This window comes from Methylosinus sp. LW3 (assembly GCF_000527115.1).
In the GTDB taxonomy this organism is placed as follows: domain Bacteria; phylum Pseudomonadota; class Alphaproteobacteria; order Rhizobiales; family Beijerinckiaceae; genus Methylosinus.
Genome location: NZ_AZUO01000001.1, coordinates 282629 through 307683 on the forward strand (window position 1 = coordinate 282629; position 25055 = coordinate 307683).

The window sequence follows — 25055 nt, forward strand, 5'->3', positions numbered from 1 at the left end:
CCTTTGGACCGAGCGAGAGACGAGAGACGATGAACATCACAATGATCGGATCGGGCTATGTCGGCCTCGTTTCCGGCGCCTGCTTCGCCGATTTCGGCCATGTCGTGACCTGCGTCGACAGCGACGCCTCGAAGATCGAGCGCCTGCTGCGCGGCGAGATTCCGATCTTCGAGCCCGGGCTCGACGAGCTCGTCGCCAATAATGTGAAGCAGAACCGCCTGTTCTTCACCACCGATCTCACCCCGGCCGTGCGTGGCGCGGACGCCGTCTTCATCGCCGTCGGCACGCCGTCGCGCCGCGGCGACGGCCACGCCGACCTCTCCTATGTCTACGCCGCCGCCGAGACCATCGGCCGCGCGCTCGACAAATTCACCGTCATCGTCAACAAATCGACCGTCCCGGTCGGCACGGGCGACGAGGTCGAGCGCCTCATCCGCGAGGTCAATCCCAAGGCCGATTTCGCCGTGGTCTCCAATCCCGAGTTTCTGCGCGAGGGCGCCGCGATCGAGGATTTCAAGCGCCCGGACCGTGTCGTCATCGGCGTCGAGGACGATCGCGCCCGCGAGGTGATGTCGGAAATCTACCGGCCGCTGAGCCTCAACCAGCCGCCGCTGGTCTTCGTCGGCCGCCGCACCTCCGAGCTCACCAAATATGCGGCCAACGCCTTTCTCGCGACCAAGATCACTTTCATCAACGAGATCGCCGATCTCTGCGAGCGCGTGGGCGCGGATGTGCAGGAGGTCGCGCGCGGCATCGGCCTCGACAATCGCATCGGCTCGAAGTTCCTGCACGCCGGGCCGGGCTATGGCGGCTCCTGCTTTCCCAAGGACACGCTCGCTCTGCTGAAGACGGGGCAGGATTACGCCGCGCCGCTGCGCATCGTCGAGACGGTGGTGGCGGTGAACGATTCCCGCAAGCGCGCCATGGCCCGCAAGGTGATCTCGGCGCTCGGCGGCTCGGTGCGCGGCAAGAAGATCGGCTTGCTCGGCCTCGCCTTCAAGCCCAACACTGACGATATGCGCGACGCGCCTTCGCTCGCCATAGTGGCCTCTCTCGCCGGCGACGGCGCCAAGGTCTACGCCTATGATCCCGAGAGCATGGGCCAGGCGAAGCCGCTGATGCCGGAAGTGACCTTCTGCGAGGATCCTTATCAGACGGCGGAAGGCGCCGATGCGCTGGTCATCGTCACCGAATGGGACGCGTTCCGCGCGCTCGATCTCGATCGCGTCAAGACGCTGCTGAAGACGCCCGTGATCGTCGATCTGCGCAACATCTATCGCGCCGCCGACATTCGCAAACGCGGCTTCACCTATCTGAGCGTCGGTCGGGCGTAAGGAATAAAAAAAGCGCCGTCATTCCCGGCGGGCCTGAGCCCGGCCGGGAATGCGGGGCCGCCGCGTAAAACGATCGCTCAACCGCGCCCCTGCTCCGCGACGAGGGCGAGCGAGGTGAGCGCGGAGAGACGCGGCGGCGCCTCGCGCCGCAGCTCCAGCGCCGCGCTGCGCGCATTTTCCGCCGATTGGAACAGACGCCCCTCCAATGGGCGGAATGACTGTTTCGCCGCATAGAAGCGATAGCCCTTGGCGTCGCGGGCGATCACGCCGACGGCTTCCTCGCCGAGCTCGATGATATAGGCGTCGGACATTTTTTCGGCCTCCTTCTCAGCGGCGCGCGGCCCCTCACGACCACTTTGGGCGCGCGGCGCGTCGCTTTGCGAGCCTATAGGCTCTAGCGAATTGTTCGTTATGTCAAATAGAATGTTCTTTTAACAGAACCGCGACGAGAGAACGAACGCATCGCCAGATCGCCGCGCGGCGAAGAATTTCTGCTCCCGGCCCGTAGAGCCCGCGTCGTCACACGCTTGTCGTGCGCAATTGTTGAATATTCACGCCTTTCGTTGCGAGGAGAAAGTTATGACATCCGTTGCCTCGAGCGTCGATCTGCGTGAAAGCGCCGACGCTCATAGTCCGAAGCCGAAGCTCGATCACAAGCTCGACATACGTGCGCTTCTCATCTTCCTCGCGGTCATCGCGCTCGGCCTCGCCTTCACGGCGTGGAGCATCTACAAGGATATTCTGGAGTCCGGCGCGCCGGTCACCAATTATCTTCCCTTCATCATGCTCGGCGTGGCGCTGCTCATCGCGCTCGGCTTCGAGTTCGTGAACGGCTTCCACGACACGGCCAACGCCGTGGCGACGGTCATCTACACCCATTCCATGCCGGCGCCGGTGGCCGTGGTGTGGTCGGGCTTCTTCAACTTCCTCGGCGTGCTGTTCTCCACGGGCGCGGTCGCCTTCGGCATCGTGTCGCTGCTGCCGGTGGAGCTCATTCTGCAAGTGGGCTCGCAGGCCGGCTTCGCCATGGTGTTCGCGCTGCTCATCGCCGCGATCGTGTGGAACCTCGGCACCTGGTGGCTCGGCCTGCCGGCCTCCTCCTCGCACACGCTGATCGGCTCCATCATCGGCGTCGGCGTCGCCAACGCCCTCATGCGCGGCCGCGACGGAACCTCCGGCGTCGATTGGGGCAAGGCCACCGATATCGGCTATTCGCTGCTGCTGTCGCCGCTCTTCGGCTTCGGCGCCGCGGCGCTGCTGCTGCTGGTGATGAAGTTCCTCGTCCGCAAGCCGGAGCTCTACACCGAGCCCAAGGGCCAGGCGGCGCCGCCGTGGTGGATTCGCGGCCTGCTGATCCTCACCTGCACGGGCGTCTCCTTCGCGCATGGCTCCAATGACGGCCAGAAGGGCATGGGCCTCATCATGCTGATCCTCATCGGCACGGTGCCCACCTCCTATGCGCTCAATCGCGCGCTTCCGGCGAGCCATCTCGCGAGCTTCTCGCAAGCCTCGCATGCGGCGTCCAAGGTCGTGGAGACGAAGGCCGCGGGCTATAACGTCCTCGGCGATCCGCGCCCGGCAGTGACGAATTACGTCGCTCAGCATCAGATCAACGAGGGAACCTATCCGTCGCTCGCCGTGCTGATCCGCGACATCTCGCATCAGATCGAGAGCTATGGCTCGATCGCGAAAATCCCCTTCGCCACCGTCGGCAACACGCGCAACGACATCTACCTCGCCTCCGAGGCGCTGCGCTTCCTCGCCAAGGACAAGGCGTCGGAGCTGACCGACTCCGACAAGAAGGTGCTGAAGGAGTATAAGGACCAGATCGATCAGGCGACGAAATTCATCCCGCTCTGGGTGAAGATCTCCGTCGCCATCGCGCTCGGCCTCGGCACCATGATCGGCTGGAAGCGCATCGTCGTCACCGTCGGCGAGAAGATCGGCAAGCAGCATCTGACCTATGGCCAGGGCGCCTCGGCCGAGCTGGTCGCCGCCGGCACCATCGCCGCCGCCGACATGTATGGCCTGCCGGTCTCGACGACGCATGTGCTGTCTTCCGGCGTCGCCGGCACGATGGCCGCCAATGGCGCCGGCGTGCAGATGGCGACGATCCAGAAGCTGCTGATGGCCTGGGTGCTCACGCTCCCCGCCGCCATATTGCTGTCGGCTTCGCTCTACTTCGTGCTGCGTCAGGTGATGTGACGCGCCAAAAAGAGAGGGGCCTTCGCGGCCCCTCTCTCTTATTCCTGCTTCCTGCTCAATCGCCCTTGCCGGCGAGGCGCGGCGACATGATCTTGCTCACCAGGCAATGGGAGCCGTCGGTCGGATCCTCGGTGCGGCGCGGGCGCTTGGCCTTGCATTCCGCCTTGTCGGCCGGATTCGTCACGCCATAGAAGGCGTTGATGATCGCCTGCTCCTGCTCGTGATCGAAAGCGTGCGTCTGGCCGAACATCACATATTGAAAGACCAGAGGCTGCGTCTTCGGCACGAAGGCGACGAAATCGGCGGCCTCTTTCAATTTGCCCGCCGCGCAGCCGCGATAGGCCGCCGGACGCTGATATTTGACCCCCGCGGGCGTGGATTTGCCGGAGAGCGCATAAGTGTAGCAGGCGCGCGGCTTGGACATTTGGCAATAATAATGGATGGTTATGTCCGACCAATTGGTCGGCGCGTAATTCGTTTTCAGGCAGTCGGCCGTATATTGATAGCCCTGATCCGTATGCTTGGGCTCGCCGGCGCGGCGGCTGCCATAGACATCGGCGCTCTGGTTCATCGCCGCGAGAATGGCCGCGCCGGGCAGCGAGAGGCCGGCCGCGGGGGCGTTGGGCAGATAATTGCTGTAGGCCTGGGCCGGATCATTCTTGCCGGCGACGAGCTTGTCGATCTCCTCCTGCGTCGGAACGGCGATCCAATCGGCGACGGGCTTCGCCGTCGAGACGCCGATCCCGAGCTTGTCGAGCGTCGCGGCGTCGAGCGCGCCGCTCTGCGGCAGGCCGGACTTCTGCTGGAAGGCGGAGATTGCGGCGGCCGTCTTGGTCCCGGCGACGCCATCCGGCACGCCTGGATCGAAGCCTTGCGCGGCGAGCTTCGACTGCGCGGCTTGGGCGACCGGATTATAGGGGCCAGCGAGGCTCGCAGAGCCGACAGATGACGCAAGAACGATTCCGAGCGCCGCGAATGCGGCGCGCATGCCTATGCGCATACCAAACTCCCTTCGAGAAAATCTCATGTCGAAACAGGCGACGACCGGGAGTCATATCACCGGCCGCAGAGCCGCCAAGGCGTTTTTCTTCCCCTCGCCGCATCCTCGCGCCGCTCAGGCGAGGAGATCGGCGCGCTTATATTGAACGGAGGGCGTATCATTGGAGGCTTTATTGACCTCCGGGCCGATCTCGAAGAATTCGAGCGCGTCGTCCGGCGCGGGCGCCAGCAGGCGCCAGGCCGCCTCGGCCGCATATTCGTCGAGGCCGAGCCAGAGATCGAAATCCTTCGGCGCGAGGATCGCCGGCATGCGATCGTGAATGGCGACCGTCGCGCCATTGGCGGAGACGGTGAGGATGCAGGCGGTGTCGAGCTCGCTGCCGTCGCTGCCGATCCATGTCTCATAGAGGCCGGCGAGCGCCAGCGGCGTCCCATCGGCGTGGCGGAAGAGATAGGGCCGGCTCGCCCGCGCCCGGCCCTTGGCGCCGTCGCGGCGCCATTCATAATAGGCGTCGGCGATGAAGAGGCAGCGCCGACGCCGCATCGCGGCGCGAAAGCTGGGCTTCTCCGGCGCGCTTTCGGCGCGGGCGTTGATGATGAGCGGAAAGCTCGCCGGATCTTTCACGAAGCCCGGCAGAAAGCCCCAGCGGACCAGCTGAAAGCGCCGCGCCTCGCCGCCGCGCGGATCGCGTTCCTGCCGCACGATGGGGACGGGCTGCGTCGGCGCGATATTGTAGCGCGGCGGAAAATTCGGCTGATCGACATAGCCGAAATAGTCGCGCGCCGCCTGCGGCGGCAGAGTGATGGCGTATCGACCGCACATGGCTTCCCTCGATTCTCCCATTCTCGCTGCGCTGCGAAATGCCGGAAATCCCGCGCCTTCCCGGAATCGCAGCGGGAAGGCGGAAAGAGATTCTTATCAATTGGAGCCCATATTGGACCCCAGCATATCGGGATTTCCTATGACCGCTGACGCGCAATTCGCAACGCTCGATCAAGTCGACGGCAGTCGAGCGCCGAATCCTTTTTCATCCACCAAGCCGCTGATCAGCCCGGTGTCCGGTCTGGCCAACGACTATCTCAACCTGTTCAACGAGCTCGTCATGATGCTCGAGCAGCTGCCGCACATGCCGGAGCTCATCGACGATCTGCTGGTTTGGCGGCCGGTGACCTACAAAGAGTATTTCGAGCGCTCGCAGCTTCCCGGACGCCACTCGGCGCTCGCCGCCTATGAGAAGGTGAGCCCGGACTTCAAGCGTCGCTTCGAGGCCTATGTCGCCGAGCTCGACACCATCGCCGTCGCCAGCGTCGCCGCCGTGCGCCTGCAATATCGCACCGGCTCGCCGCAGAACATCGACCGCCTCGCCGGCACATGCGCCCGCGCCGGCGAGAAGATGCGCGCCATTCTCTACAAAGCGTCGCGGCTCGTGAACTACGCCAGATTGTCCGACGACTGAGCGAGCGGGTCGCTGGCCGGGGCGCCGGCGAAAAACGCCTCGAGCCGCGCGCGCGTCTCGCGCATCGTCAGCGCCGCCGCGAATAGGGCGGCCTCCTCCTCGATCCGGGCGGCCACGGCCGCCGTATCGCCCCGCAGCAGGCGCCGCGTCGCCGCCAGCGCCGCACGTGGCTTGGCCGCTAGCCGGCGCGCGGCGTCGAGCGCCATCTCCTCCACCTCGTCGAAGCCGGCGACCGCATTGACGATGCCGAGGCGCAGAGCCTCGCTCGCCCCGAAGCTGTCGCAGAGCAGCAGGAACTCCGTCGCCTTGACGAGGCCGATGCGTTGCGGAACCAGCAGCGTCGAGGCCGCCTCGGGGATGACGCCGAGATCGACGAAAGGCATTTTGAAGCGCGCCCCATGCGAGGCGTAGACCAGATCGCAATGGAACAGCATGGTCACGCCGACGCCGATGGCGTCGCCCGCCACGGCGGCGACGAGAGGCGTCTGCAGCGTCGCCAGCGCGCGGACGAAGCGCAGAGCCGGGAAATCCTGCGGATTGTCCAGCGGGCGGCGGAAATCCTCGAGATCATTGCCGGCGGTGAAATCACCGCCCGCGCCCGACAGCACGATGGCGCGAATCTCCTCGTCGGCGTCGGCCTTGGCGAAGGCGGAGATCATCGCCTCGTACATGGGCTTGTCGATCGCGTTGCGCTTGGCCGGCCGGTCGATGACGATCCGCAGCAGCGGGCCGTCCCGGCGGACGAGGATCTCACGATTCTGCTCGCGATTTTTCATGAGCGTCTCTCTCGTCTCCACGGGGCCGCCGCCCGATTCAATCCCGCCCGGCGGATAGCAGCGCCTGTCCGGCGATGAGGGAATCGCCGCCCTCGACGGTGGCGCGCTCCAGCCCCTCCGCCGCGACGGCGAGATTATCGGCGAAGAAACGCGCCGTGACGATTCTGTTCTGAGTCGCGGCGTCGCCGGCGCGATGCGAGGCGAGCGCCCCGGCCCCGAGCAGAGTGACGCCGCGCGCCAGCGCGAACAGCCGCAGATAGGGCGTCGCTCCGGCGAGCGCCTCGAAGCCGCGCGGATCGGCGGCGGCGAGAAAATCGGTCGCGCGCTCGAAAGCCTCGACAGCCGCCGCAGCGCGACGGGCAATATTGACGAAGATTGCCTCATTGCTCGCCGCCAGCGCGTCTATGTCGCCGCGCATGTCGGCGATCTCCCGCCACACGGCCGCGCCTTTGGAGAGGCGCAGCTTGCGGGTGACGAGATCGATGGCCTGAATGCCGTTGGTTCCCTCATAGATGGGCGTGATGCGCGCGTCGCGCAGCAATTGCGCGGCGCCGGTCTCCTCTATGAAGCCCATGCCGCCATGGACCTGAATGCCGAGCGAGGCGACCTCGACGCCGATATCGGTGGAATAGGCCTTGGCGAGCGGCGTCAGCAGGCCGGCGCGCTCCTGGGCCGCCTGCGCCGCCTCGCCCTCCAGCAGGCGGGCGCGGTCCAGCGCGGCGGCGGTGAGATAGCAGATCGCCCGCGCCGCGGCGGTCTTCGCCTTCATCGTCAGCAGCATGCGCACGACATCGGGATGCTCGACGATCGGAGCGGGATCGGATGAAGCGCCGCGGCCCTGGCGGCGCTCGCGGGCATAGGCCAGCGCCGTCTGCGTCGCCCGCTCGGCGAGGCCGACGCCCTGCAGCCCCACCGAGAGCCGCGCATTGTTCATCATGGTGAACATGCAGGCGAGGCCCTCATTCTCGCGGCCGACGAGATAAGCGACCGCGCCGCCATTGTCGCCATAGGACATTGTGCAGGTCGGCGAGCCATGAATGCCGAGCTTGCGCTCTATCCCGACGCAGCGCAGGTCATTGCGCGCGCCGGGGCGCCCGTCCGGCCCCGGCAGGAATTTCGGCGCCAGAAACAAGGAAATTCCGCGCGTGCCGGCAGGCGCGTCGGGCAGCCGCGCCAGCACGAGATGAACGATATTCTCGGCGAGGTCGTGCTCGCCATAAGTGATGAAAATCTTCTGCCCGAACAGACGATAGCTTCCGTCCTCGGCGCGCTCGGCGCGCGTGCGCAAATGGGCGAGATCGGAGCCCGCCTGCGGCTCGGTGAGATTCATCGTCGCCGTCCATTCGCCGGAGATCATCTTCGGCAGATAGGCGGCCTTCAGCGCCTCGGTCGCGTGAATCTCCATCGCCTCTATCGCGCCCTGGCCGAGCAGCGGGCAGAGCGCGAAGGAGATATTGGCGGCGTTCCAAATCTCCGTGCAGGCGGCGCCGAGCAGCAGCGGCAGGCCCATGCCGCCATGGCCGGACGGCGCGGAAAGCGCGTTCCAGCCGCCCTCCACCCAGAGCGAATAGGCCTCGCGCCAGCCGGGCGCGGTCGCCACCTCGCCGTCCGCGAGCGTCACCCCCGCGCGGTCGCCGACGCGATCGAGCGGCAACAGCGCCGTCTCGGCGAATTTGGCGGCCTCCTCGAGCGTCGCGGCGGCGGTGGCCGCGTCCAGCTCGGCATAGAGCCCGCCCGGACCGAAGGCCGTCTCGCCCGCCGCCCGCCGCATGGCGAAGAGCAGATCATCGAGAGGCGCGCGGTAGGACATGGACGGGCTCCGAGAGAGAATCGCTTTCTCATTCTAGCGCCGCCGCAGGGCTATTCCACCAATGCGCGCGACCATGAGCGCCGCCGCGAGAGGAAGCGCGGCTCGCGCCGAGGCCGCCTTCATGATAGACAGATGAGCATAGCCGAACGGCGCGAGGAGAAATCATCATGCCTCATGTTCGCATTCTGGCCGGCGTCGCATCGGCGCTGATCGCGACGAGCGCTTGCGCCGACGCGTCGCGGAAGGCGCCCGTGGAAGATGGTTATCACATTCCCTATGTCGTCGGCCCCGGCGGCGAGAAGCGCGATGTGATGAATGTCCCCGGCAGCGTGACCGTGATGTCGCGAAAATTCATGGACGATATTCAGGCGACTTCTGTTCAAGACGCGTTGCGCTACGCGCCCGGCGTGCAGGTCATGGGCAGATGAAATGATGGGCCGCCGGCCCTTGCGCCGATAATTAGGTAAAATTGCGTAGTTCTTCCGCGACCCGCGTTAAGCTCCCGCCTGTAAGACGTTTCTCGAAGCGAGAAACAAAGGAGCTTGGTTGTGTCGCTCACACTTTCCGATCTGTCGCTCTATGGCCGCCCGGCCTATGGGACGTCATATCAGCCGGCGGCCGCCGCGCCCGCGAGCGAGACGCAGCGCGCGCAATCCGCGCAATCCGCGTCGACATCCTCGGGCGACGAATCCGCCGACGCCGATGGCGCGCATGATCCCTATGCGCAGATCGACTCGCTGCTCGCCAGCCTGCGCGATCTCACGCTCGGCGGCGCCAAGCTCGACAGCGCCTCGACGACCTCGCAGGCCAATGCGGCCTATGCCGCTTACGCGATGGGTTGACGCGGCGGCTCAACGGCCGCCCGCTTTCGCCTTCAGCTCATAGAGCGCGGCCAGCGCCTCGCGCGGCGTCAGCGCATCTGGATCGATCGCCCCCAGAGCCTCGCGCAATTCGTCCTTCGCCGGCGCGCTCGTCACCACATGCGCGAAGAGCGGCAGATCGTCGATGAGCTTCTCGACCGGCGCGCGTCGGTCCGCGGCCTCCAGCTCGGCGAGAATCGCATGCGCCCGCGCGACGACGCTCGCCGGAAGCCCCGCCAGCTCGGCGACATGCACGCCGTAAGAGCGATCGGCCGCGCCTTTCGCGACCTCGTGCAGAAACACCACCTCGCCGGCGTGATCTTTCACCTTCATGGTGAGATTGACGAGCCGTCCCATGCGCTTCGTCAATTGCGTCAGCTCGTGGAAATGCGTCGCGAACAGCGCGCGCGCGCGATTGACCTCGTGCAGATGCTCGATCGTCGCCCAGGCGATAGAGAGGCCGTCGAATGTCGCCGTGCCGCGGCCGATCTCGTCGAGAATGACCAGCGAGCGCGGGCCGGCGCAATTCAATATGGCCGCCGTCTCCACCATCTCCACCATGAAGGTGGAGCGCCCGCGCGCGAGATCATCCGCCGCGCCGACGCGCGAGAACAAGCGATCGACCGCGCCGAGCCGTGCGCTTTTCGCCGGAACGAAGGAGCCTGCCTGAGCGAGAATGGCGATCAGCGCATTCTGCCGCAGATAGGTGGATTTGCCGGCCATGTTCGGTCCGGTGACGACGGCGATCTTGCCCGCGCGCGCGTCGCCGAGATCGCAATCATTGGCGGCGAAGATTTTTCCCTGCGCCTCGAGCGAGGCTTCGACGACAGGATGACGCCCGCCGACAATCTCGAAATCGAGCGAGGAATCGACATGCGGGCGCGTCCAATCGCGCTTGACCGCCAGCTCGCCGAGCGCCGCGAAAACGTCGAGCGCGGCGAAGCCTTGCGCGAGACGTTGCAGCTCTTGCGCGCGCGCGAGAACGGCGCCCGCCAATTCCTCGAACAGCGCCAGCTCGCGCTCCTGCGCACGATCGGCGGCGGAGGCGATCTTCGCCTCCAGCTCGGCCAGCTCGCGCGTCGAGAAGCGCATGGCGTCCTGCATCGTCTGGCGATGTGTGAACACAGCATCGAAAGGCGGACGCAGCAGCCTCTCGCCCTGCGCCTGCGGAACCTCGATGAAGAAGCCGAGAAAGTTGTTGTGCTTGATCTTGAGCTGCTTGGTCTCGGCCAGCTCGACATAGCGCTGCTGCAGGCTCGCGATGACGCGGCGGCTCTCGTCGCGCAGCGCGCGCGCTTCGTCCAGCTCGGCGTCGAAGCCTTGCGCGATGAAATTTCCCGCGCGCTTGTCGAGCGGCGGATCGTCGGCGAGGCGCGTCGCAATGGCGCGCTCCAATTCGCCGTCGCAAGCAGCGAGCTCGGCGATCTCCTGCGCGACCAGCGGCGCCGCCTCCTGCGCGGCGAAGAGCGCGACGATCTCGCGCGCGGCGGCGAGCGCCGCGCGAATATTGCCGAGATCGCGCGGGCCGCCGCGCTGCAATGACAGACGCGAGAGCGCCCGCGCCACATCCGGCGCGCGGGCGAGCGTGGCGCGCAAGCGCGCGCGCAGCTCCGGCGCGGTGACGAAGAAGGACACCGCGTCGAGCCGCTGCGCGATCAATTCCGGCTCGGTGGAGGGCGCGGCGATGCGCTCGGCGAGCAGGCGCGCGCCGGCGGGCGTCGCGCTCATGTCGATCGTCGCCAGCAGCGATCCGTCGCGCTCGCCCTTCAGCGTGCGCGTCAGCTCGAGGTTCACGCGCGTCGCCGCGTCTATCTCCAGCGTCGCGCTGCGGCGCAGGCTCGAAGGTCGGCGCAATGCGGGGCGCTTTCCCTTCTGCGTGCGCTCGACATAGAGGATGGCGACGGCCGCCGCCGCGATCTCCGCCTCGCCCAGCGCGCCGAAACCCTCTAACGTCGCGACGCAGAAGAAATCGAGCAATCGCCGCGCGGCGCTCTCGCCGCCGACATCGCGTCCGAGCGCGGTCAGCGGCGCGTCGAGATGCGCGAGCAGCGATGTGAGCCCCGCGTCGGCGCAGATCGCTTCCGCCGCGACGATCTCGCGCGGCTCCAGCCGCGCCAATTCGCCAGCCAGCTCCGCCTCGCCGACCTCCGCGACATCGAAGGCGCCGGTGGAAATATCGACGCAGGCGAGCCCATAGCGCATGGCTCCATCGCCGGCGCGCAGCCGCGAAAGCGCCGCGAAGGCGTTGGGGCGCGCGGGATCGAGAAGCTGCTCCTCGGTGATGGTGCCGGGCGTGACGAGCCGCACGACATCGCGTCTGACGACGGATTTATTGCCGCGCTTGCGCGCCTCGGCGGGGTCTTCCATCTGCTCGCAGACGGCGACGCGATGGCCGAGCGAGATGAGCTTTTGCAGATAATCGTCGGCGCGCTCCACCGGCACGCCGCACATGGGGATGTCGGCGCCCTGATGCTTGCCGCGCTTCGTCAGCATGATGCCGAGCGCGCGCGAGGCGGTCTCGGCGTCCTCGAAGAACAGCTCGTAGAAATCGCCCATGCGATAGAAGAGCAGGCAATCGGGATTGGCCGATTTGATCTCTATATATTGCGCCATCATCGGCGTCGGCCGGGCGGCCTTGTCGTCGGATCGCGGTTTCTCGTCCATGAGACGCTTCGTGCTCTTCCTCGGTTCGAGGCGCAATAAGACACAAAGCGCATCGAGTTCAAAGGGAGCCGTGCGCCCCGTCCCCGACCCTCTCCCGGGGGCTCTTCTGCTCACGAAGATCGGAATGTGCGATTCGTCACTTGGCTAGGCTCGCCGGGACAGCGACAATAGCCGCATGTTTCACGCTTACGGCCTCTACACCCATATTCAGGCGAACCGGCTGCGCTCGCTGCTGCTGCTCGCGGGATTCGTCGTGCTGCTGCTGGCGCTGCTGTTCGCCGTGGCGCTGCTGTTCGAGGCGTCGCAGGACGGCACGCTGCCGCAAATCATGGCGCGGGCGCTGCGCGATCTCGAGCATGGCTGGCCCATCGCCTTCGGCGCCGCCGGGCTCTGGTTCGCCATCGCCTATTTCTTCCACCAAAGACTGATCGACGCCGCCACCGGCGCCGGCGACGTTTCGCGCGAGGACGCGCCGCGGCTCTATAATCTCCTGGAGAATCTTTGCATCTCGCGCGGCATTCCCATGCCCGCTCTCAAGATCATCGAGGATGGGGCGCTCAACGCCTACGCCTCCGGCGTGAGAGAGGGCCATTACGCCGTCACCGTCACCCGCGGCCTGCTGGAGACGTTGGACGATGTCGAGATAGAGGCGGTGATCGGCCATGAGCTGACGCATATTCGCAATCGCGACGTGCAGCTGATGGTGGTCGCCGCGATCTTCGCCGGAATATTCGCCTTCGTGGGCGATCTCCTCTTCCGCAATTGGGGCTTTCGCTTCTCGCCCAAGCGCACCGCCGAGGAAGGGCGCGACCGCGGCGGGGCGAGCGGCGCCGGCCTCGCCATCATCATCGCGCTCGCCATCATCGCGCTGAGCTGGGGGCTGTCGGTGCTGATCCGCTTCGCCATCTCGCGCTCGCGCGAATTTCTCGCCGACGCCGGCTCGGTGGAGCTCACCAAGAACCCGGATGCGATGATCTCGGCGCTGCGCAAGATCGAGTCGAACGCGATCATTCCCGATATGCCCTCGCGCATGGGCGCCTTCTTCATCGAGAGCCCGACGCGCAAGGCGCGCGCGCTGTTCTCGACGCATCCTTCCGTCGACGATCGCGTCGCCGCTCTGGTGCGCTACGCCGGCGGCCGCGACATGCCGAAGCTGGAGCCGCCGCCGCCGATCGAGGATCACGGCCCCTGGGAGGCGCAGCCGGCGCCGGTCCCTGGCGCGCCGGGCTTTCTGCCGCAGGACGGCCGCAGCCCGCTCGATCCGCCATCGCATGGGCCGTGGGGGTGAGTAGCGAGAGCCGCTCTATCGGCAAAATCCGCTTTCGACGGACAGAGCGCTCGATGATCGGAGAGGCGTTTCCACCTCCCCCTCGAGGGGGGAGGTCGAGCGCCGAAGGCGATCGGGAGGGGGTGTTTCCGCAACCCCACCCCGGACCGCTTCACGGTCCGACCCTCCCCCTACAGGGGAGGGTGAGCGCGCCCGTTTGCCTTGGTCGGGGAGGGTCTACGCGCGCCGCGCCAGAAACGCCGCCGCCTCGCGCAGCGACGCGCGCGCTTCCGGCATGAAGGCGGCGCCCAATTGCCAGCCATGCGGGACGAGCGGGAAAATCTTCAGCTCCACGGATGTTCCCGCCGCTGCGGCGCGCTCGGCGAGGCGGCGCGAATCGTCGAGCAGCAGCTCATCCTCGCCCACATGCAGCAGGAGCGGCGGGAGGCCGGAGAGATCGCCGAGCAGCGGCGAGGCCTCCGGGTCGCGCGCGCTCGCCTCGCCGAGATATTGCCGCGCGGCGAGCCGCAGCGCGCGCCGCGTGAAGATCGGGTCCTTGCCCTCATTGTCGCGCGTCGAGGCGCCGCTCGTGGAAAGATCGGTCCAGGGCGAGAACAGCGCCGCCGCGCTGGGGAGCGGCAGGCCGCGCGCGCGCAGCCGCAGCATCAGGGCGAGCGCCAATCCGCCGCCGGCCGAATCTCCGGCGAGCGCCAAAGGTCCGCGTGCGGCGAGGCGCTCATAGGCGGCGCTCACATCGTCGAGCGCGGCGGGAAAACGATGCTCGGGCGCCAGCCGATAGGCGGGGGTGAAGACATTAAATCCGGCCTTCGCGAAAAAGCGCGCGGTCGAGCGATAGAGGCGCGGCGCGCCGGCCATATAGGCGCCGCCATGCAAATAGAGCAGCGTGGCCTTTGGCGCGCGCGCTCTGATCCATTCGCCGGGACTATCCGGGTCGGCTTCGGCGGCGCCGGCGGGCGGCCAGGGAAAGCGCAGATTCAGCGCTCGCACGGCGGCGTCTGGTTCTCCCTCGCCGCAGATGCGCGGGCGCAGGAAGCGGCGCAGATAAGCGCGCGCGAGATGCGCCGAAAGGCTCGCCATGGCGGCCTATTTCGCAGCCGGAGCCGGCGGCGGAGCGGCGGGCTTCTCGGCCGGAGGAATGGTCGTCTCCAGCAGCGCGTCGAGCTTCTCGTCCACGAGGCCGGCGGCCTTGGCGCGGCTGTTCCACAGCATGGCCTCGGAATGATTCTTCTCGACGCCGAGCCCTTCGGCCAGCAAGCGCGCCAGGCGGTTTTGCGCCACCACATTGCCGGCGGCGGAGGCCTGCCGCAGCAGCTTCACCGCATGGGCGCGGTCGCGCGCGACGCCGGCGCCGTTGAATTCCATGATCGCGAATTCCACCATGGCCGCGGTATGGCCGGCCTCGGAGGCCTTGCGCAGCCAATTGCCGGCCTCGGCCGGATCGGCGGCGACGCCGCGGCCGCTCTTGTAGAGAAGCGCCAGCGCATAAGCGGCGTCGGAATTGTCCAGCTCGGCGGCGCGGCGGAAATAGGCTTGCGCCTTGGCGAAGTCAGGCTCCTTGCCGTCATTCTCGAGCCAGAGCTCGCCCAAAAGTTCGAGCGCGGCCGGATGTCTTTCCGCCTTCTCGAGATAGGTTTGGGCCAGCGCGCGGTCCTTGGGGATGTCGCGGCCGGTGAGCGCCGCCGCGCCGAAGAAATAGGCGGCGTCCTTGCCGCCGGAGTCGGCGGCGCGGCGGAACCATTGCATCGCCTTGGCGCGGTCGCGCGCGACGCCCTGCCCGTCGAGATAGAGCCGACCGATCAGCGTGAGGGCGGCGGCGTCCCTGGGATTTGCGGCGAGGCGCTTTTGCGCTTCGCCCATGGCGGCGACATAATCCCCGCGCTGATAGGCGCCGAAGGCGAGATCGGCGGCCGGCGGCGCCGGCTCGGCCGCGAGGGCCGGGGAGGCGAGCAGGAGAAGAGCGAAAGCGAGGCGTTTGCTCATTTCGCCGCCTCTCGGACGAGCCGCGCCGCGTCGCGCATGGCTTCTGCCGGGCCGCGGGGATCGTCCCACACTGCGGCGTCCAGGCTCACGAATTCCGCGCCGGCGGCGGAGAGCGGGCCGACCTCGGCGAGGCTATGCGCCAGCGCCACGCAGGGCGTGTTGAAAATCTCCGCCCACCAGGCGACGCGCTCGGCGGTCCATTGGAGAGTGGGCGGCGCGCCGTCCTCGCCTATATCGCCGAAGACGAGATAATCGGCGCCCGCCTCGCCGGCGCGCATGGCCTCGTCGCGCGAGGCGAGAACGCCGACCCCGACGATGAAATCGGGCGAAAGCCGTTTGATCGCCGTGGCGAGGCGCTTCTCGTCATAGGGAAGATGCAGCCCATCCGCGCCGCAGCGCGAGACCGCCTCCGGCTCGCCCTCGATGATGAGCGCGACGCCTGCCGGCTGCGCTATGGCCGCGACCGCGCTTATCGCGCGTTCGGCCGCCGCAGGGGTCATAGTCTCGAGGCGCAGCAGCAGGCTCGCGACCTCGGCGGCCGCCAGCGCGGCGGCAAGGCTCGGCAGAAAGGGCTCGATCTCGGCGAGGCGGGGCGTCGCCAGATAGAGGCGGGCGAAATCTTCGGACTGATCTTGCGGCATCGCTTCTCGTTCGGTCGTGTTTTCTTCACGCGAACTGGTTCCCGCCGCGCTCGAAAACACTCTAGAGCCGGGCGGCGGCCGACTCAAATCGGCGCGAATCGGCGCCGTTGTATGGCGCCGCGAAGCGGATTATGCGACTGGGGCGCAAGAATCGCATGAACGGCGAAACGCATGAGCGACGAGACGGCATGAGCGGCCCGCGCATATTGATCGTCGACGATGAGCCGCAAATGCTGCGCGTGCTGCGGCCGGCGCTGGCGGCGAGCGGCTATGAGACGCTGGAGGCCGCAACCGGCCGCGAGGCGCTGAAGGCGATCGCCGCCTCTGCGCCGGACGCCGTGCTGCTCGATCTCGGCCTGCCGGACATGGACGGCAAGGAGGCGCTGCGGCAGGCGCGCGCCTTTTCGCAAGTGCCGATCCTCATTCTCTCGGCGCGCGAGCGCGAGGCGGAGAAGATCGCCGCGCTCGACGCCGGCGCCGACGATTATGTGGAAAAGCCCTTCTCGATCGGCGAATTGCTGGCGCGGCTGCGCGCGGCGCTGCGGCATGGCGCGAAGACCGTGGCCGAGGCCGCCGAGATAGAGAGCGGCGGGCTGCGCGTCGATCTCGCGCGGCGGCGGGTGACGAAGAACGGCGTCGCCGTGAAGCTGACGCCCAAGGAATATGAGCTATTGGCGACGCTCGCGCGTCACGCGGACCGGCTGCTGACTCATCGCCAGATTCTGACGGCGGTTTGGGGTCCGGCGCATGGCGAGGACACGCAATATTTGCGCGTCTTCATCGGCCAGCTGCGCGCCAAGATCGAGGATGACGCCTCGGCGCCGGCGATCCTTCTGACGGAGCCGGGGGTCGGCTATCGTTTCGTGAAGCTCTGATCGTTCAGCGCGCCTTGCGGCAGACGATGCGGAGCGCCTGGCCCTTGGCGAGGCCGGTTTCGGACTCGACTGGAACGAAGCGGCAGCGGTCCTGCGCATGCTCGGCGACGGCGAAGGCGGCGGGCTCGGCCACAGGCGCGGCGCTGCGCGAGAGGAAGGCCTTGGCGCCGGCGAGGGCGACGGTCGCGCCCAGAATGACGAAGGCGATTTTGATCGCGGAGCCGGTCTCGACGGGGCGCGAGGCGAATTCGGAAACGGCGAAGGTCATTGTCTCATCCTCGGTTCGTGTCATGGGCGGCACGCGCCCTGCGTATGAGGCGAGTTGTAAGGGGCGGCGTCCTCGGCGTTTGTGCGCGAGGACACAGATCAATAGGCCTTGCGGCAGACCCAGCGCGTAACCTGGCCGCGCACGCCATAGCCTTCGTCGATCTCGACGACGACGGGACGGCAGACGCTCTGCGTGGCGTCGGCGGCGGCGAAATTCGCCGGCTCGGCGATGGAGGCGACCGGCGCGGTCGGAAGCATAGGGGCGGCGACGCTTTGCGCCAGAAAGGCCTTGGCGCCGGCGAGCGCGACGGTCGCGCCGAGGATCATGAAAGCCGTGCGCATGGCGGCGTCGGTGCGGACAGGGCGCGAAGCGAATTCGGTAACGGCGAAAGTCATTGTTTTCTCTCCCTCAGCGCGTCGTCGGCGTCATGTCCGGCGAACAATGCTGTTGTAGGAGAGCGGCGCCCGCGTGTTTGTGCTTAGGCGCACAGGGGAGAGGCGCTCGACGGCCGCGCCGCGTCATTGACTTCTCGATCGCCGCTCGCTCAACTCGCTCGGCTTTCGAGAGACAAGGGATTGCGCCGAATGCGTTACACAAAAATCATTGCGATTTGCGTCGCCCTATCGGCGACGGCGGCGGCCGGCGAGGAGGCGATGGTCTTCGGCCCGCGGCAATTCGAGGCGGACCGCAGCGGCGCCGGAGCGGTGCTCTGCGCCTGGTCGATCTATTTGACCGTGCAGCATTATGCGAATGCGTGCGGCGTGGCTCGCAACGCGGCGGACGACGCCATCGACGAAGCGATCAAAGCGATCGACGAATTCATTCTCGCAAATTCTTCTCTTCATCCGACGCGCGCGGCGCTCGAGGCGTTCAAGCGCCGCGCCGCGCAATCGGAGGCGGCTTCGGCGCGCAAATTCTGCGAGAATCGCGATCTCGAGCCGTTCCGCAGCGTCACGCCGCAGGCGTTGCGCGAATCGGTGAGCCGGCTGCTCGCGGTTCCGCGCGAGCCGGTGGTGAATCCCTGCCTGTGAGCGAAATCCGCTCGCCTTTCGTCATATCGGATCGCTGACGCCCCACACCGGCGAGCGATCGCCGTCGAAGGGCGTGAGATTGAGGCAATAGCGGGCGAGGATCACGCCGTCGCGACGGGCGGAAAGGGGCTCGCCGCGCGGAAAATCGCGATCGGGCGATGCTCGCCCGATGTGTCGCAGAGCTCGAGACGATATTCGACGCGGTCGGCGCCGCTCACCCGCCCACCACCGTGGTGATCACCTGCCCCTCACGGGCGAGCGTGATCTTCCAATAATAATGGCGGTTGATCGTCGCCCGCTCGAGGTCGCGGGTGGTGGCGATCTTCTCGTCATTGACGACGAGAATCACGTCGGCCTTTTGCAGATTGAGCTGCGCGGCGACCGATTGCGGGTCGATCTCCGCGACGACGACGCCATTGACCGCGCCCTGCACGGAGAATTCCTCCAGCACGGCCGGGGAGATGTTGACGACCGTCGCGCCGGCGAAGGGCGAGGGGCCTTTCAGCTTCACCGCATCGCGCGCCGGAACTTCGGGAGCGGCGGAGAGCTTCAAAGGCACGGCGATGGTCTTGCCGGCGCGCAGCACGCCCAGCGTCGCTTGTCCGCCGAGCGGCTTGGTGGCGAGGCGATAGCCGAGCGCCTCTGGATCGTCGGCCGATTGGCCGTCCACGGTGACGATGACGTCGCCGCGCTTCAGCCCTGCGTCGAGCGCCGGGCCTTTGGGGTAGAGATCGGCGACCAGCGCGCCGGCGGGGCGCTGGAGGCCGAGGCTGTCGGAAATCTCCTTGGAGAGATTTTGCAGCGTCGCGCCGAGCCAGGGGCGCTTGACCTGCTTGCCGCCGCCCTTGGCCGCCGCCACGACGATCTTGACCATATTGACGGGAATCGCGAAGCCGATGCCGACCGAGCCGCCCGATTTGGAGAAGATCGCCGAATTTATGCCGACGACGCGTCCGGCCATGTCGACGAGCGGGCCGCCGGAATTGCCGGGATTGATGGAGGCGTCGGTCTGGATGAAGAAGCCATAGTCGGAAATGCCGACCTGCGTGCGCGCCAGCGCCGAGACGATGCCCTGCGTCACCGTCTGCCCGACGCCGAAAGGATTGCCGATGGCGAGCGCCAGATCGCCCACCTCGAGCGCGTCCGAATCGCCGAGCTCCATGGTCGGATAGGTCGCGGCCTCGGTCAGCTTCAGCACGGCGAGATCGGTGCGCGGATCGCGCAGCAGGATTTTCGCCGGTATCTCGCGCTTGTCGGAGAGCGAGACCTTCACATCGGTCATGCCCTCGATGACGTGATTATTGGTGACGACGAGGCCCGAGGCGTCGACGATGACGCCGGAGCCGAGCGATTGCGCCGTCGGCCCGCGCTGGCCGCCGCCTCCGCCGCCCTCGCCGAAGAAGCGGCGGAAGATCGGATCGTCGAAGAAAGGATTGGCCGGCCGCTGCTCGACGCGCGTCGCGAAGACATTGACGACGGCGGGCGTCGCCCGTTTCACGATGGGCGCGAAGGACAAGATCACATCGGCGCGCGACTGCGGCAGGGCGCGCTCTTGCTGGGGCGCGAGCGGCGTCTCCGCCAGCGCCGCCGGCGCGGCGAGCGTGAGCATGGCGAGAGCCGCAATGAATTGGCGCCGAAGAAAAATCATCGATCGTCCTCTCGGGGTGCGATTCGTGGGGCGAGATTCGTTCGCGCATATTAGCCCGAAAAGCGTCAGACTCGTGGAATTCGCATGAGCGCGTAGGGGCGGCGCTCAGCCGAGGGCGTGTGCGAGATAAATGGTGTGGCGGGGATCGCCCTCGGCGCCGCGGGCGGCGATCTCCTCGGCGCGGAAGGAGAAGCGCGTTTCCTCGAGGCGTTCTTCGAAGCGCGGCGACGGATCGGCGGACCAGACGGCCAGCACGCCCGCAGGGGCGAGGGCGCGCCGCATCTTGCGCAGGCCGCGCGCGGAGAAGAGCGCGGAATTAATGTCGCAGAGCACCGCCTCCGGGCCATTGTCTATGTCGAGGAGGATAGCGTCATAGGCGCCCGCTTCCGCCTCCATCAGCGCGGCGACGTCTCCCTCCAGCAATTGGACGCGGGCGTCGTCCAGCGGTCGGCCGGCCAGCGGCGCGAGGGGGCCGCGGTTCCAGGCGATGATCTCGGGGAGCAGCTCGGCGACGATGATTCGGGCATTTTGCGGCGCGGCGTCGAGCGCGGCGCGAAGGGTGAAGCCCATGCCGAGGCCGCCGACCAGAATGCGCGGCGCGCCTGCGCTCGGCTCGGCGAGGGCGAGCCGGGCCAGCGCCTCCTCCGAGCGGTGGGCGCGGTTGGACATGAGGTCATAGCCGTTGCAGCGGATTTCATAGACGCCGCCGCGCTGGCGCAGCTGCAGCTCATCGCCCGCGGCGGTGCGGGCGCGGGAGAGCTCTTCCCAAGGCTCGAGGATCACGCTTCCGGGTCCGGCGGGCGTCCCACGCGGCCGAGATGCGTGTCGCCGAAGGCGCTTCCATATTTGAGGCCGAAGCCGAGCATTCGGTCGAAGCCGATATGCGCAATGTGAATCAGCGCGATCGAGATCATCAGGCCCTGGTCGAGATAGACGCCGGCGCCGAGCACGGCGAAGGGGACGATGGTCGTATGAGCGGTATTATAGGCGATGGCGCCGATGCGCGGGCCGGCGAGATAGAAAGCCATCGACAGATCGGGGAAGAGGAACAGCCAGGCCAACAGGCGCCAATCGGCGCCGAGGCCGAAATAAGCGAAAAGGGCGGCCGCCATCAGCGCCGCCCCTTCTAATCTCAACAGGAGCTTCGGTCCGCCGAGAACGCTTCCGCTCGCGGGGCCGGAGAGCATCGGCGTTACGCCGCTTCTTCCGTCGCCGTCTGGACGGGGCCGGAATCCTGGCCCTTGGCGTCCACGTCGCGGTCGACGAACTCGATCACGGCGAGCGGGGCGTTGTCGCCATAGCGGAAGCCCGCCTTCAGCACGCGCGTGTAGCCGCCATTGCGCTCCTTGTAGCGCGGGCCGAGCACGTCGAAGAGCTTTCTGACCAGATCGACATCGCGCAGGCGGGAGATGGCCTGACGGCGGGCGTGGAGGTCGCCGCGCTTGCCGAGCGTCACCAGCTTCTCGACGATGGGGCGAAGATCCTTGGCCTTGGGCAGAGTCGTGACGATCTGCTCATGCTTGATGAGCGCCTGGGCCATGTTGACGAACATCGCCTGACGATGCTCGTGGGTGCGGCCGAAGCGGCGCTTCTTGTTACGATGATACATTTGGCGTCTCCGTTATTTTAGCGGCCGCCGTGCCAAGGAACGGCCGTCGTAAGGAGTGATTAGCGCGTAGCGAATAGCGAGTAGAAAATTCTATTCGCTACTCGCTATTTCGCTATTCGCTCAATAATGCTCTTCGAATCTCTTGGCGAGATCGTCGATGTTCTCCGGCGGCCAGCCGGGCACTTCCATGCCGAGGTGCAGGCCCATTTGCGCCAGCACTTCCTTGATCTCGTTCAAGGATTTGCGGCCGAAGTTCGGCGTGCGGAGCATTTCCGCCTCCGACTTCTGGATGAGGTCGCCGATATAGACGATATTGTCGTTCTTCAGGCAGTTGGCCGAGCGCACCGAGAGCTCGAGCTCGTCCACCTTCTTCAGCAGCGCCGGGTTGAAGGCGAGCTGCGGGATGGACGGGGCGGCCTCCTCGCGGCGCGGCTCCTCGAAGTTCACGAACACCGACAGCTGATCCTGCAGAATGCGCGCCGCATAGGCGAGCGAATCTTCCGGCGAGATCGCGCCATTGGTCTCGATCGTCAGCGTCAGTTTGTCCTTGTCGAGCTCCTGGCCCTCGCGGGTGTTCTCGACGCGATAGCTCACCTTCTTGACCGGCGAATAGAGGCTGTCGATCGGGATGAGGCCGATCGGCGCGTCCTCGGCGCGATTGCGGTCGGCCGGGACATAGCCCTTGCCGGTCGCGATGGTGAATTCGACGCGGAACTCGGCGCCCTCGTCCAGCGTGCAGATGACGAGATCGGGATTGAGGATCTGCAGATCGCCGGTGGCCTGGATGTCGCCGGCGGTGACCGGCCCCGGACCCTGCTTCTTCAGCGTCAGGCGCTTCACGCCCTCGCCGCTGTATTTGATGGCGATGTCCTTGATGTTGAGGACAATGTCGGTGACGTCCTCACGCACGCCGGGGATCGACGAGAATTCGTGCAGCACGCCGTCGATGTGGATCGAGGTGATCGCCGCGCCCTGCAGGGAGGAGAGCAGAATGCGACGCAGCGCATTGCCCAACGTCAAGCCGAAGCCGCGCTCGAGCGGCGAAGCGACGGCCACCGCGATGCGGCGCGGATCGTAACCCGCCGTCACCTCGAGCTTGCTGGGCTTGATGAGTTCCTGCCAGTTCTTCTGGATGCTCACTGTGGCGCCTTTCCTTCAGCTCTCGGCCGGGTCCCGCGCGCCTGCGGCGCGAGACCCCGTCGCAATTCGTCTCGATGAAATAGGTCTCGTCAGACGCGGCGGCGCTTGCGCGGGCGGCAGCCATTGTGCGGAATGGGCGTCACGTCGCGGATCGAGGTCACGGTGAAGCCCGCGGCCTGCAGCGCGCGCAGCGCCGATTCACGACCGGAGCCCGGCCCGGAAACCTCGACCTCGAGGGTGCGAACGCCATGCTCGCCAGCCTTGCGGGCCGCGTCCTCGGCGGCCATCTGCGCGGCGTAGGGCGTCGATTTGCGGGAGCCCTTGAAGCCCATCGTGCCGGCGGACGACCAGGACACGGTGTTGCCCTGCGCGTCGGTGATGGTGATCATCGTGTTGTTGAACGTCGAATTCACATGCGCGACGCCGGAAACGATGTTCTTGCGCTCCCTGCGGCGAACGCGGGTGGTCTCTTTTGCCATAGTCTCTTTCTCGTCCTTCGGACGCGCCCGTAATGCCGGGCGCTAGGGCTCGATGCGGGCGGAAGCGCTCGTCGCTCCGCGCCCAGGTGATCGTCGCGGGGCGAGCCCGCGACACGTCGTTCTGATTACTTCTTCTTGCCGGCGATCGGCTTCGCCTTGCCCTTGCGGGTGCGGGCGTTGGTGTGGGTGCGCTGGCCGCGCACCGGCAGCTGGCGACGATGGCGCAGGCCGCGATAGCAGCCGAGGTCCATCAGGCGCTTGATGTTGATCGCCACCTCGCGGCGAAGGTCGCCTTCGACCAGATAGTCGCGGTCGATCGTCTCGCGGATCTGCAGCACTTCGGCGTCGGTCAGCTGGGCGACGCGACGCTCGGCGGGGATGTTCACCTTCTCGATGATCTCCTGCGCCTTTTTCGGCCCGATTCCATGGATATACTGCAGAGCGATGACGACGCGCTTGTTGGTCGGAATGTTGACGCCGGCTATACGGGCCATTTTCTCGTCTCTCCATGTGAGGGCGAACTTTGTTCGCCGATTAGACCCGCGTCCGGTGGAGGCCGGCCCCTGCGGGCTTTTTATACGACGACGGCTCCGTTCCCGCTGAGGAACGGAGCGCGAGGCCGAAGTGGTGAAGGTGGGGTTCCTAGGCGAAAGCCGTCGACCCGTCAAGGCGCCTGGCCCGCTGGTCGGTCACTTTTCCTCACTATATTCCTCGAGCTCGAGCCACATGGCGTTGATGACGCCGAATGCGCAAGCGAGTCCGAGGCCGAGAATCCAGGAAAAATACCACATGGCGGTGTCCTTCGCGCGATAGGGGAAATTGCGGTTCAGTAGGGATAATTGTCCTTGTCCCCCACGCTCGCCTCCGTCACCTGCCCGCGCAGCGCATGATAGATCCAGGCCGTGTAGGCGAGCACGATCGGCAGGAAGACGACGACGGCCCCCAGCATCAGCGTCAATGTGTGGCGGCTCGAGGAGGCGTCCCACAGGGTGAGGCTGTGATTGGGATCGAGCGAGGAGGGCAGCAGAAAGGGAAAGAGGGTGAAGCCCGCCGTGGCGATGACGCCCGCGGTGGCGAGGCTCGAGCCGATGAAGGCCACGATCGGCGCCGAGAGGGCGAGCGCCAGCACGGCGACGATGACGCCGAAATAAGTCAGGGCGGGCGCGGCCAGCGTCCAGGGGCGCGCTTCATAGGCGGCCCGCCAGGCGCCGGCCTCGCGCGCGACGGTCTTGGCCAGAGGATTGGAGGGGCCGGAGGGATCGACGGCGCTCGTCAGCACATAGCCGTCGATATTCTGCGCGCCCCAATAGCCGGCGTAGGTGAAGGCGGCGAGCAGCACGATCGCCGCCAGCCAGCCGGCCAGCTTGGCGCGAAAGGCGACCGGGCCTTGCGTCTTGGCGGCGAGCCAGGCGGCGCCCTGCAGCGTGATCATGGCGAGGCTGACGAGGCCCGCGAGCAGAGCGAAGGGCGTCAGCAGGCCGAAGAGATTGCCCTCGTAGACGACGTTCATCTCATCGTCGAAGCGGAAGGGCGCGCCGAGGAGCACATTGCCGAAGGCGACGCCGAAGAGAAGCGCCGGCACAAAGCCGGAGGCGAAGAAAATCCAGTCCCAGGCCCGGCGCCAGCCGGGCGTCTCCACCTTGCTGCGATAGACGATCGCCGCCGGCCGCAGAATGAGGCCGAGCAGGACGAGGAACATCGCCAGATAGAAGCCCGAGAAGGAGACGGCGTAGAGCGCCGGAAAGGCGGCGAAGATCGCGCCGCCGCCGAGAATCAGCCAGACCTGATTGCCTTCCCACACCGGGCCGATGACATTGAGCGTCTGCCGGCGCTCGCCGTCTCTGCGGGCGACGAAGGGATGCAGCACGGCGACGCCGAGATCGAAGCCGTCGGCGATCGCAAATCCGATGAGCAGCGTTCCGAGCAAGGCCCACCAGACGAGCCGCAGAATTCCGTAATCGATCATGTCGGGAATCTCCTCGATGAGGATT

The 25055-nt window shown here is 66.8% G+C and carries 28 protein-coding genes; 8 read left to right on the forward strand and 20 right to left on the reverse strand.

Annotated features, from left to right (window positions below; translation table 11 throughout):
• Positions 1 to 29: 29 nt before the first annotated feature.
• On the forward strand, positions 30 to 1334 hold the full coding sequence (locus METLW3_RS0101380) for a UDP-glucose/GDP-mannose dehydrogenase family protein (RefSeq protein ID WP_024878231.1): 1305 nt from the start codon (positions 30 to 32) through the stop codon (positions 1332 to 1334).
• Between the two features lie 77 nt (positions 1335 to 1411).
• Here the strand turns inward: METLW3_RS0101380 and METLW3_RS0101385 are convergent, their stop codons facing one another.
• Positions 1412 to 1645, reverse strand: coding sequence for a hypothetical protein (locus tag METLW3_RS0101385; RefSeq protein ID WP_024878232.1), 234 nt, complete (start codon positions 1643 to 1645; stop codon positions 1412 to 1414).
• Between the two features lie 268 nt (positions 1646 to 1913).
• On the opposite strand from METLW3_RS0101385, the gene METLW3_RS0101390 reads away from it, so the two are divergent.
• The gene (locus tag METLW3_RS0101390; RefSeq protein WP_024878233.1) at positions 1914 to 3539 is read left to right on the forward strand and encodes an inorganic phosphate transporter; all 1626 of its coding nucleotides are present in this window, start codon (positions 1914 to 1916) and stop codon (positions 3537 to 3539) included.
• 55 nt (positions 3540 to 3594) lie between these two features.
• On the opposite strand, the gene METLW3_RS0101395 is transcribed toward METLW3_RS0101390, so the two are convergent.
• Complete coding sequence (locus METLW3_RS0101395; protein WP_024878234.1) at positions 3595 to 4539, reverse strand: peptidoglycan-binding domain-containing protein; 945 nt, start codon at positions 4537 to 4539, stop codon at positions 3595 to 3597.
• A gap of 114 nt (positions 4540 to 4653) precedes the next feature.
• On the reverse strand, positions 4654 to 5361 hold the full coding sequence (locus METLW3_RS0101400; RefSeq protein WP_024878235.1) for an SOS response-associated peptidase: 708 nt from the start codon (positions 5359 to 5361) through the stop codon (positions 4654 to 4656).
• Positions 5362 to 5500: 139 nt separating this feature from the next.
• On the opposite strand from METLW3_RS0101400, the gene METLW3_RS0101405 reads away from it, so the two are divergent.
• Entirely contained in the window at positions 5501 to 5995 is a 495-nt protein-coding gene (locus tag METLW3_RS0101405) for a hypothetical protein (RefSeq protein ID WP_024878236.1), read from the forward strand.
• Here the strand turns inward: METLW3_RS0101405 and METLW3_RS0101410 are convergent.
• Positions 5971 to 6771 (reverse strand): enoyl-CoA hydratase-related protein, encoded by an 801-nt coding sequence (locus tag METLW3_RS0101410; protein WP_036309143.1) that lies wholly within the window; start codon positions 6769 to 6771, stop codon positions 5971 to 5973. The two genes, METLW3_RS0101405 and METLW3_RS0101410, sit on opposite strands and share 25 nt — an antisense overlap.
• A 37-nt stretch (positions 6772 to 6808) precedes the next feature.
• Complete coding sequence (locus tag METLW3_RS0101415) at positions 6809 to 8581, reverse strand: acyl-CoA dehydrogenase (RefSeq protein WP_024878238.1); 1773 nt, start codon at positions 8579 to 8581, stop codon at positions 6809 to 6811.
• A 167-nt stretch (positions 8582 to 8748) separates the two neighbouring features.
• Here METLW3_RS0101415 and METLW3_RS0101425 point away from each other — a divergent pair, with 167 nt between their 5' ends.
• Both METLW3_RS0101425 and METLW3_RS0101430 read left to right on the forward strand, forming a co-directional pair.
• Positions 8749 to 9009 carry a Plug domain-containing protein gene (locus tag METLW3_RS0101425; RefSeq protein ID WP_024878239.1) on the forward strand — a complete coding sequence of 87 codons (261 nt, stop codon included), beginning with the start codon at positions 8749 to 8751 and terminating at the stop codon, positions 9007 to 9009.
• A gap of 120 nt (positions 9010 to 9129) precedes the next feature.
• Complete coding sequence (locus METLW3_RS0101430) at positions 9130 to 9423, forward strand: hypothetical protein (RefSeq protein ID WP_024878240.1); 294 nt, start codon at positions 9130 to 9132, stop codon at positions 9421 to 9423.
• Positions 9424 to 9432: 9 nt separating this feature from the next.
• Here the strand turns inward: METLW3_RS0101430 and mutS are convergent, their stop codons facing one another.
• Positions 9433 to 12105 carry a DNA mismatch repair protein MutS gene (gene mutS, locus METLW3_RS0101435; protein WP_024878241.1) on the reverse strand — a complete coding sequence of 891 codons (2673 nt, stop codon included), beginning with the start codon at positions 12103 to 12105 and terminating at the stop codon, positions 9433 to 9435.
• Between the two features lie 175 nt (positions 12106 to 12280).
• Here mutS and METLW3_RS0101440 point away from each other — a divergent pair, with 175 nt between their 5' ends.
• Positions 12281 to 13393 (forward strand): M48 family metallopeptidase, encoded by a 1113-nt coding sequence (locus METLW3_RS0101440; protein WP_024878242.1) that lies wholly within the window; start codon positions 12281 to 12283, stop codon positions 13391 to 13393.
• A gap of 216 nt (positions 13394 to 13609) precedes the next feature.
• Here METLW3_RS0101440 and METLW3_RS0101445 read toward each other — a convergent pair whose 3' ends face one another.
• The 3 genes from METLW3_RS0101445 to METLW3_RS0101455 are packed head-to-tail and all read right to left on the reverse strand — an operon-like array spanning position 13610 to position 16014.
• The gene (locus tag METLW3_RS0101445) at positions 13610 to 14470 is read right to left on the reverse strand and encodes an alpha/beta hydrolase (protein WP_024878243.1); all 861 of its coding nucleotides are present in this window, start codon (positions 14468 to 14470) and stop codon (positions 13610 to 13612) included.
• A gap of 6 nt (positions 14471 to 14476) precedes the next feature.
• The gene (locus tag METLW3_RS0101450) at positions 14477 to 15373 is read right to left on the reverse strand and encodes a tetratricopeptide repeat protein (protein WP_024878244.1); all 897 of its coding nucleotides are present in this window, start codon (positions 15371 to 15373) and stop codon (positions 14477 to 14479) included.
• Positions 15370 to 16014, reverse strand: coding sequence for a thiamine phosphate synthase (locus METLW3_RS0101455; RefSeq protein ID WP_024878245.1), 645 nt, complete (start codon positions 16012 to 16014; stop codon positions 15370 to 15372). Before METLW3_RS0101455 ends, METLW3_RS0101450 begins: the two co-directional genes overlap by 4 nt.
• A 188-nt stretch (positions 16015 to 16202) precedes the next feature.
• Here METLW3_RS0101455 and METLW3_RS0101460 point away from each other — a divergent pair, with 188 nt between their 5' ends.
• Entirely contained in the window at positions 16203 to 16889 is a 687-nt protein-coding gene (locus tag METLW3_RS0101460) for a response regulator transcription factor (protein WP_024878246.1), read from the forward strand.
• A gap of 4 nt (positions 16890 to 16893) precedes the next feature.
• Here METLW3_RS0101460 and METLW3_RS0101465 read toward each other — a convergent pair whose 3' ends face one another.
• Together METLW3_RS0101465 and METLW3_RS0101470 are read right to left on the reverse strand one after the other, a co-directional pair.
• Positions 16894 to 17157 (reverse strand): hypothetical protein, encoded by a 264-nt coding sequence (locus tag METLW3_RS0101465; protein WP_026599856.1) that lies wholly within the window; start codon positions 17155 to 17157, stop codon positions 16894 to 16896.
• Positions 17158 to 17255: 98 nt separating this feature from the next.
• Positions 17256 to 17552, reverse strand: a complete 297-nt coding sequence (locus METLW3_RS0101470) for a hypothetical protein (RefSeq protein WP_024878248.1) — start codon at positions 17550 to 17552, stop codon at positions 17256 to 17258.
• A gap of 189 nt (positions 17553 to 17741) precedes the next feature.
• On the opposite strand from METLW3_RS0101470, the gene METLW3_RS0101475 reads away from it, so the two are divergent.
• A complete protein-coding gene (locus tag METLW3_RS0101475; protein WP_024878249.1) occupies positions 17742 to 18188 on the forward strand; it encodes a hypothetical protein in 447 nt (148 codons plus the stop codon).
• 214 nt (positions 18189 to 18402) lie between these two features.
• On the opposite strand, the gene METLW3_RS0101490 is transcribed toward METLW3_RS0101475, so the two are convergent.
• The 9 genes from METLW3_RS0101490 to cydB all read right to left on the reverse strand — a co-directional run bounded on the left by METLW3_RS0101490 (position 18403) and on the right by cydB (position 25030).
• Entirely contained in the window at positions 18403 to 19836 is a 1434-nt protein-coding gene (locus tag METLW3_RS0101490) for a Do family serine endopeptidase (protein ID WP_024878250.1), read from the reverse strand.
• A 105-nt stretch (positions 19837 to 19941) separates the two neighbouring features.
• On the reverse strand, positions 19942 to 20619 hold the full coding sequence (locus METLW3_RS0101495; RefSeq protein ID WP_024878251.1) for a hypothetical protein: 678 nt from the start codon (positions 20617 to 20619) through the stop codon (positions 19942 to 19944).
• On the reverse strand, positions 20616 to 20948 hold the full coding sequence (locus METLW3_RS0101500) for a DUF4260 domain-containing protein (protein WP_348625805.1): 333 nt from the start codon (positions 20946 to 20948) through the stop codon (positions 20616 to 20618). The genes METLW3_RS0101495 and METLW3_RS0101500 overlap by 4 nt, the downstream gene beginning before the upstream one ends.
• Positions 20949 to 21028: 80 nt before the next feature.
• A complete protein-coding gene (rplQ, locus tag METLW3_RS0101505) occupies positions 21029 to 21445 on the reverse strand; it encodes a 50S ribosomal protein L17 (RefSeq protein ID WP_024878253.1) in 417 nt (138 codons plus the stop codon).
• Positions 21446 to 21565: 120 nt separating this feature from the next.
• Positions 21566 to 22585 (reverse strand): DNA-directed RNA polymerase subunit alpha, encoded by a 1020-nt coding sequence (locus METLW3_RS0101510; protein WP_024878254.1) that lies wholly within the window; start codon positions 22583 to 22585, stop codon positions 21566 to 21568.
• An 89-nt stretch (positions 22586 to 22674) separates the two neighbouring features.
• Positions 22675 to 23064, reverse strand: a complete 390-nt coding sequence (rpsK, locus tag METLW3_RS0101515) for a 30S ribosomal protein S11 (protein ID WP_018267194.1) — start codon at positions 23062 to 23064, stop codon at positions 22675 to 22677.
• Between the two features lie 125 nt (positions 23065 to 23189).
• Positions 23190 to 23558, reverse strand: coding sequence for a 30S ribosomal protein S13 (gene rpsM, locus METLW3_RS0101520; protein WP_018267193.1), 369 nt, complete (start codon positions 23556 to 23558; stop codon positions 23190 to 23192).
• A 195-nt stretch (positions 23559 to 23753) separates the two neighbouring features.
• Entirely contained in the window at positions 23754 to 23855 is a 102-nt protein-coding gene (gene cydX / locus METLW3_RS27275; RefSeq protein WP_024878255.1) for a cytochrome bd-I oxidase subunit CydX, read from the reverse strand.
• 35 nt (positions 23856 to 23890) lie between these two features.
• On the reverse strand, positions 23891 to 25030 hold the full coding sequence (gene cydB / locus METLW3_RS0101530) for a cytochrome d ubiquinol oxidase subunit II (protein ID WP_026599861.1): 1140 nt from the start codon (positions 25028 to 25030) through the stop codon (positions 23891 to 23893).
• Between the last annotated feature and the right edge of the window lie 25 nt (positions 25031 to 25055).

Bases quoted from the DNA above. Each gene is read 5' to 3' on its own strand.
- METLW3_RS0101380 (WP_024878231.1), top strand. From the start codon at position 30: ATGAACATCACAATGATCGGATCGGGCTATGTCGGCCTCGTTTCCGGC.
- METLW3_RS0101385 (WP_024878232.1), bottom strand. From the start codon at position 1,645: ATGTCCGACGCCTATATCATCGAGCTCGGCGAGGAAGCCGTCGGCGTG.
- METLW3_RS0101390 (WP_024878233.1), top strand. From the start codon at position 1,914: ATGACATCCGTTGCCTCGAGCGTCGATCTGCGTGAAAGCGCCGACGCT.
- METLW3_RS0101395 (WP_024878234.1), bottom strand. From the start codon at position 4,539: ATGCGCATAGGCATGCGCGCCGCATTCGCGGCGCTCGGAATCGTTCTT.
- METLW3_RS0101400 (WP_024878235.1), bottom strand. From the start codon at position 5,361: ATGTGCGGTCGATACGCCATCACTCTGCCGCCGCAGGCGGCGCGCGAC.
- METLW3_RS0101405 (WP_024878236.1), top strand. From the start codon at position 5,501: ATGACCGCTGACGCGCAATTCGCAACGCTCGATCAAGTCGACGGCAGT.
- METLW3_RS0101410 (WP_036309143.1), bottom strand. From the start codon at position 6,771: ATGAAAAATCGCGAGCAGAATCGTGAGATCCTCGTCCGCCGGGACGGC.
- METLW3_RS0101415 (WP_024878238.1), bottom strand. From the start codon at position 8,581: ATGTCCTACCGCGCGCCTCTCGATGATCTGCTCTTCGCCATGCGGCGG.
- METLW3_RS0101425 (WP_024878239.1), top strand. From the start codon at position 8,749: ATGCCTCATGTTCGCATTCTGGCCGGCGTCGCATCGGCGCTGATCGCG.
- mutS (WP_024878241.1), bottom strand. From the start codon at position 12,105: ATGGACGAGAAACCGCGATCCGACGACAAGGCCGCCCGGCCGACGCCG.
- METLW3_RS0101440 (WP_024878242.1), top strand. From the start codon at position 12,281: ATGTTTCACGCTTACGGCCTCTACACCCATATTCAGGCGAACCGGCTG.
- METLW3_RS0101445 (WP_024878243.1), bottom strand. From the start codon at position 14,470: ATGGCGAGCCTTTCGGCGCATCTCGCGCGCGCTTATCTGCGCCGCTTC.
- METLW3_RS0101450 (WP_024878244.1), bottom strand. From the start codon at position 15,373: ATGAGCAAACGCCTCGCTTTCGCTCTTCTCCTGCTCGCCTCCCCGGCC.
- METLW3_RS0101455 (WP_024878245.1), bottom strand. From the start codon at position 16,014: ATGCCGCAAGATCAGTCCGAAGATTTCGCCCGCCTCTATCTGGCGACG.
- METLW3_RS0101460 (WP_024878246.1), top strand. From the start codon at position 16,203: ATGAGCGGCCCGCGCATATTGATCGTCGACGATGAGCCGCAAATGCTG.
- METLW3_RS0101465 (WP_026599856.1), bottom strand. From the start codon at position 17,157: ATGACCTTCGCCGTTTCCGAATTCGCCTCGCGCCCCGTCGAGACCGGC.
- METLW3_RS0101470 (WP_024878248.1), bottom strand. From the start codon at position 17,552: ATGACTTTCGCCGTTACCGAATTCGCTTCGCGCCCTGTCCGCACCGAC.
- METLW3_RS0101475 (WP_024878249.1), top strand. From the start codon at position 17,742: ATGCGTTACACAAAAATCATTGCGATTTGCGTCGCCCTATCGGCGACG.
- METLW3_RS0101490 (WP_024878250.1), bottom strand. From the start codon at position 19,836: ATGATTTTTCTTCGGCGCCAATTCATTGCGGCTCTCGCCATGCTCACG.
- METLW3_RS0101500 (WP_348625805.1), bottom strand. From the start codon at position 20,948: ATGGCGGCCGCCCTTTTCGCTTATTTCGGCCTCGGCGCCGATTGGCGC.
- rplQ (WP_024878253.1), bottom strand. From the start codon at position 21,445: ATGTATCATCGTAACAAGAAGCGCCGCTTCGGCCGCACCCACGAGCAT.
- rpsK (WP_018267194.1), bottom strand. From the start codon at position 23,064: ATGGCAAAAGAGACCACCCGCGTTCGCCGCAGGGAGCGCAAGAACATC.
- rpsM (WP_018267193.1), bottom strand. From the start codon at position 23,558: ATGGCCCGTATAGCCGGCGTCAACATTCCGACCAACAAGCGCGTCGTC.
- cydX (WP_024878255.1), bottom strand. From the start codon at position 23,855: ATGTGGTATTTTTCCTGGATTCTCGGCCTCGGACTCGCTTGCGCATTC.
- cydB (WP_026599861.1), bottom strand. From the start codon at position 25,030: ATGATCGATTACGGAATTCTGCGGCTCGTCTGGTGGGCCTTGCTCGGA.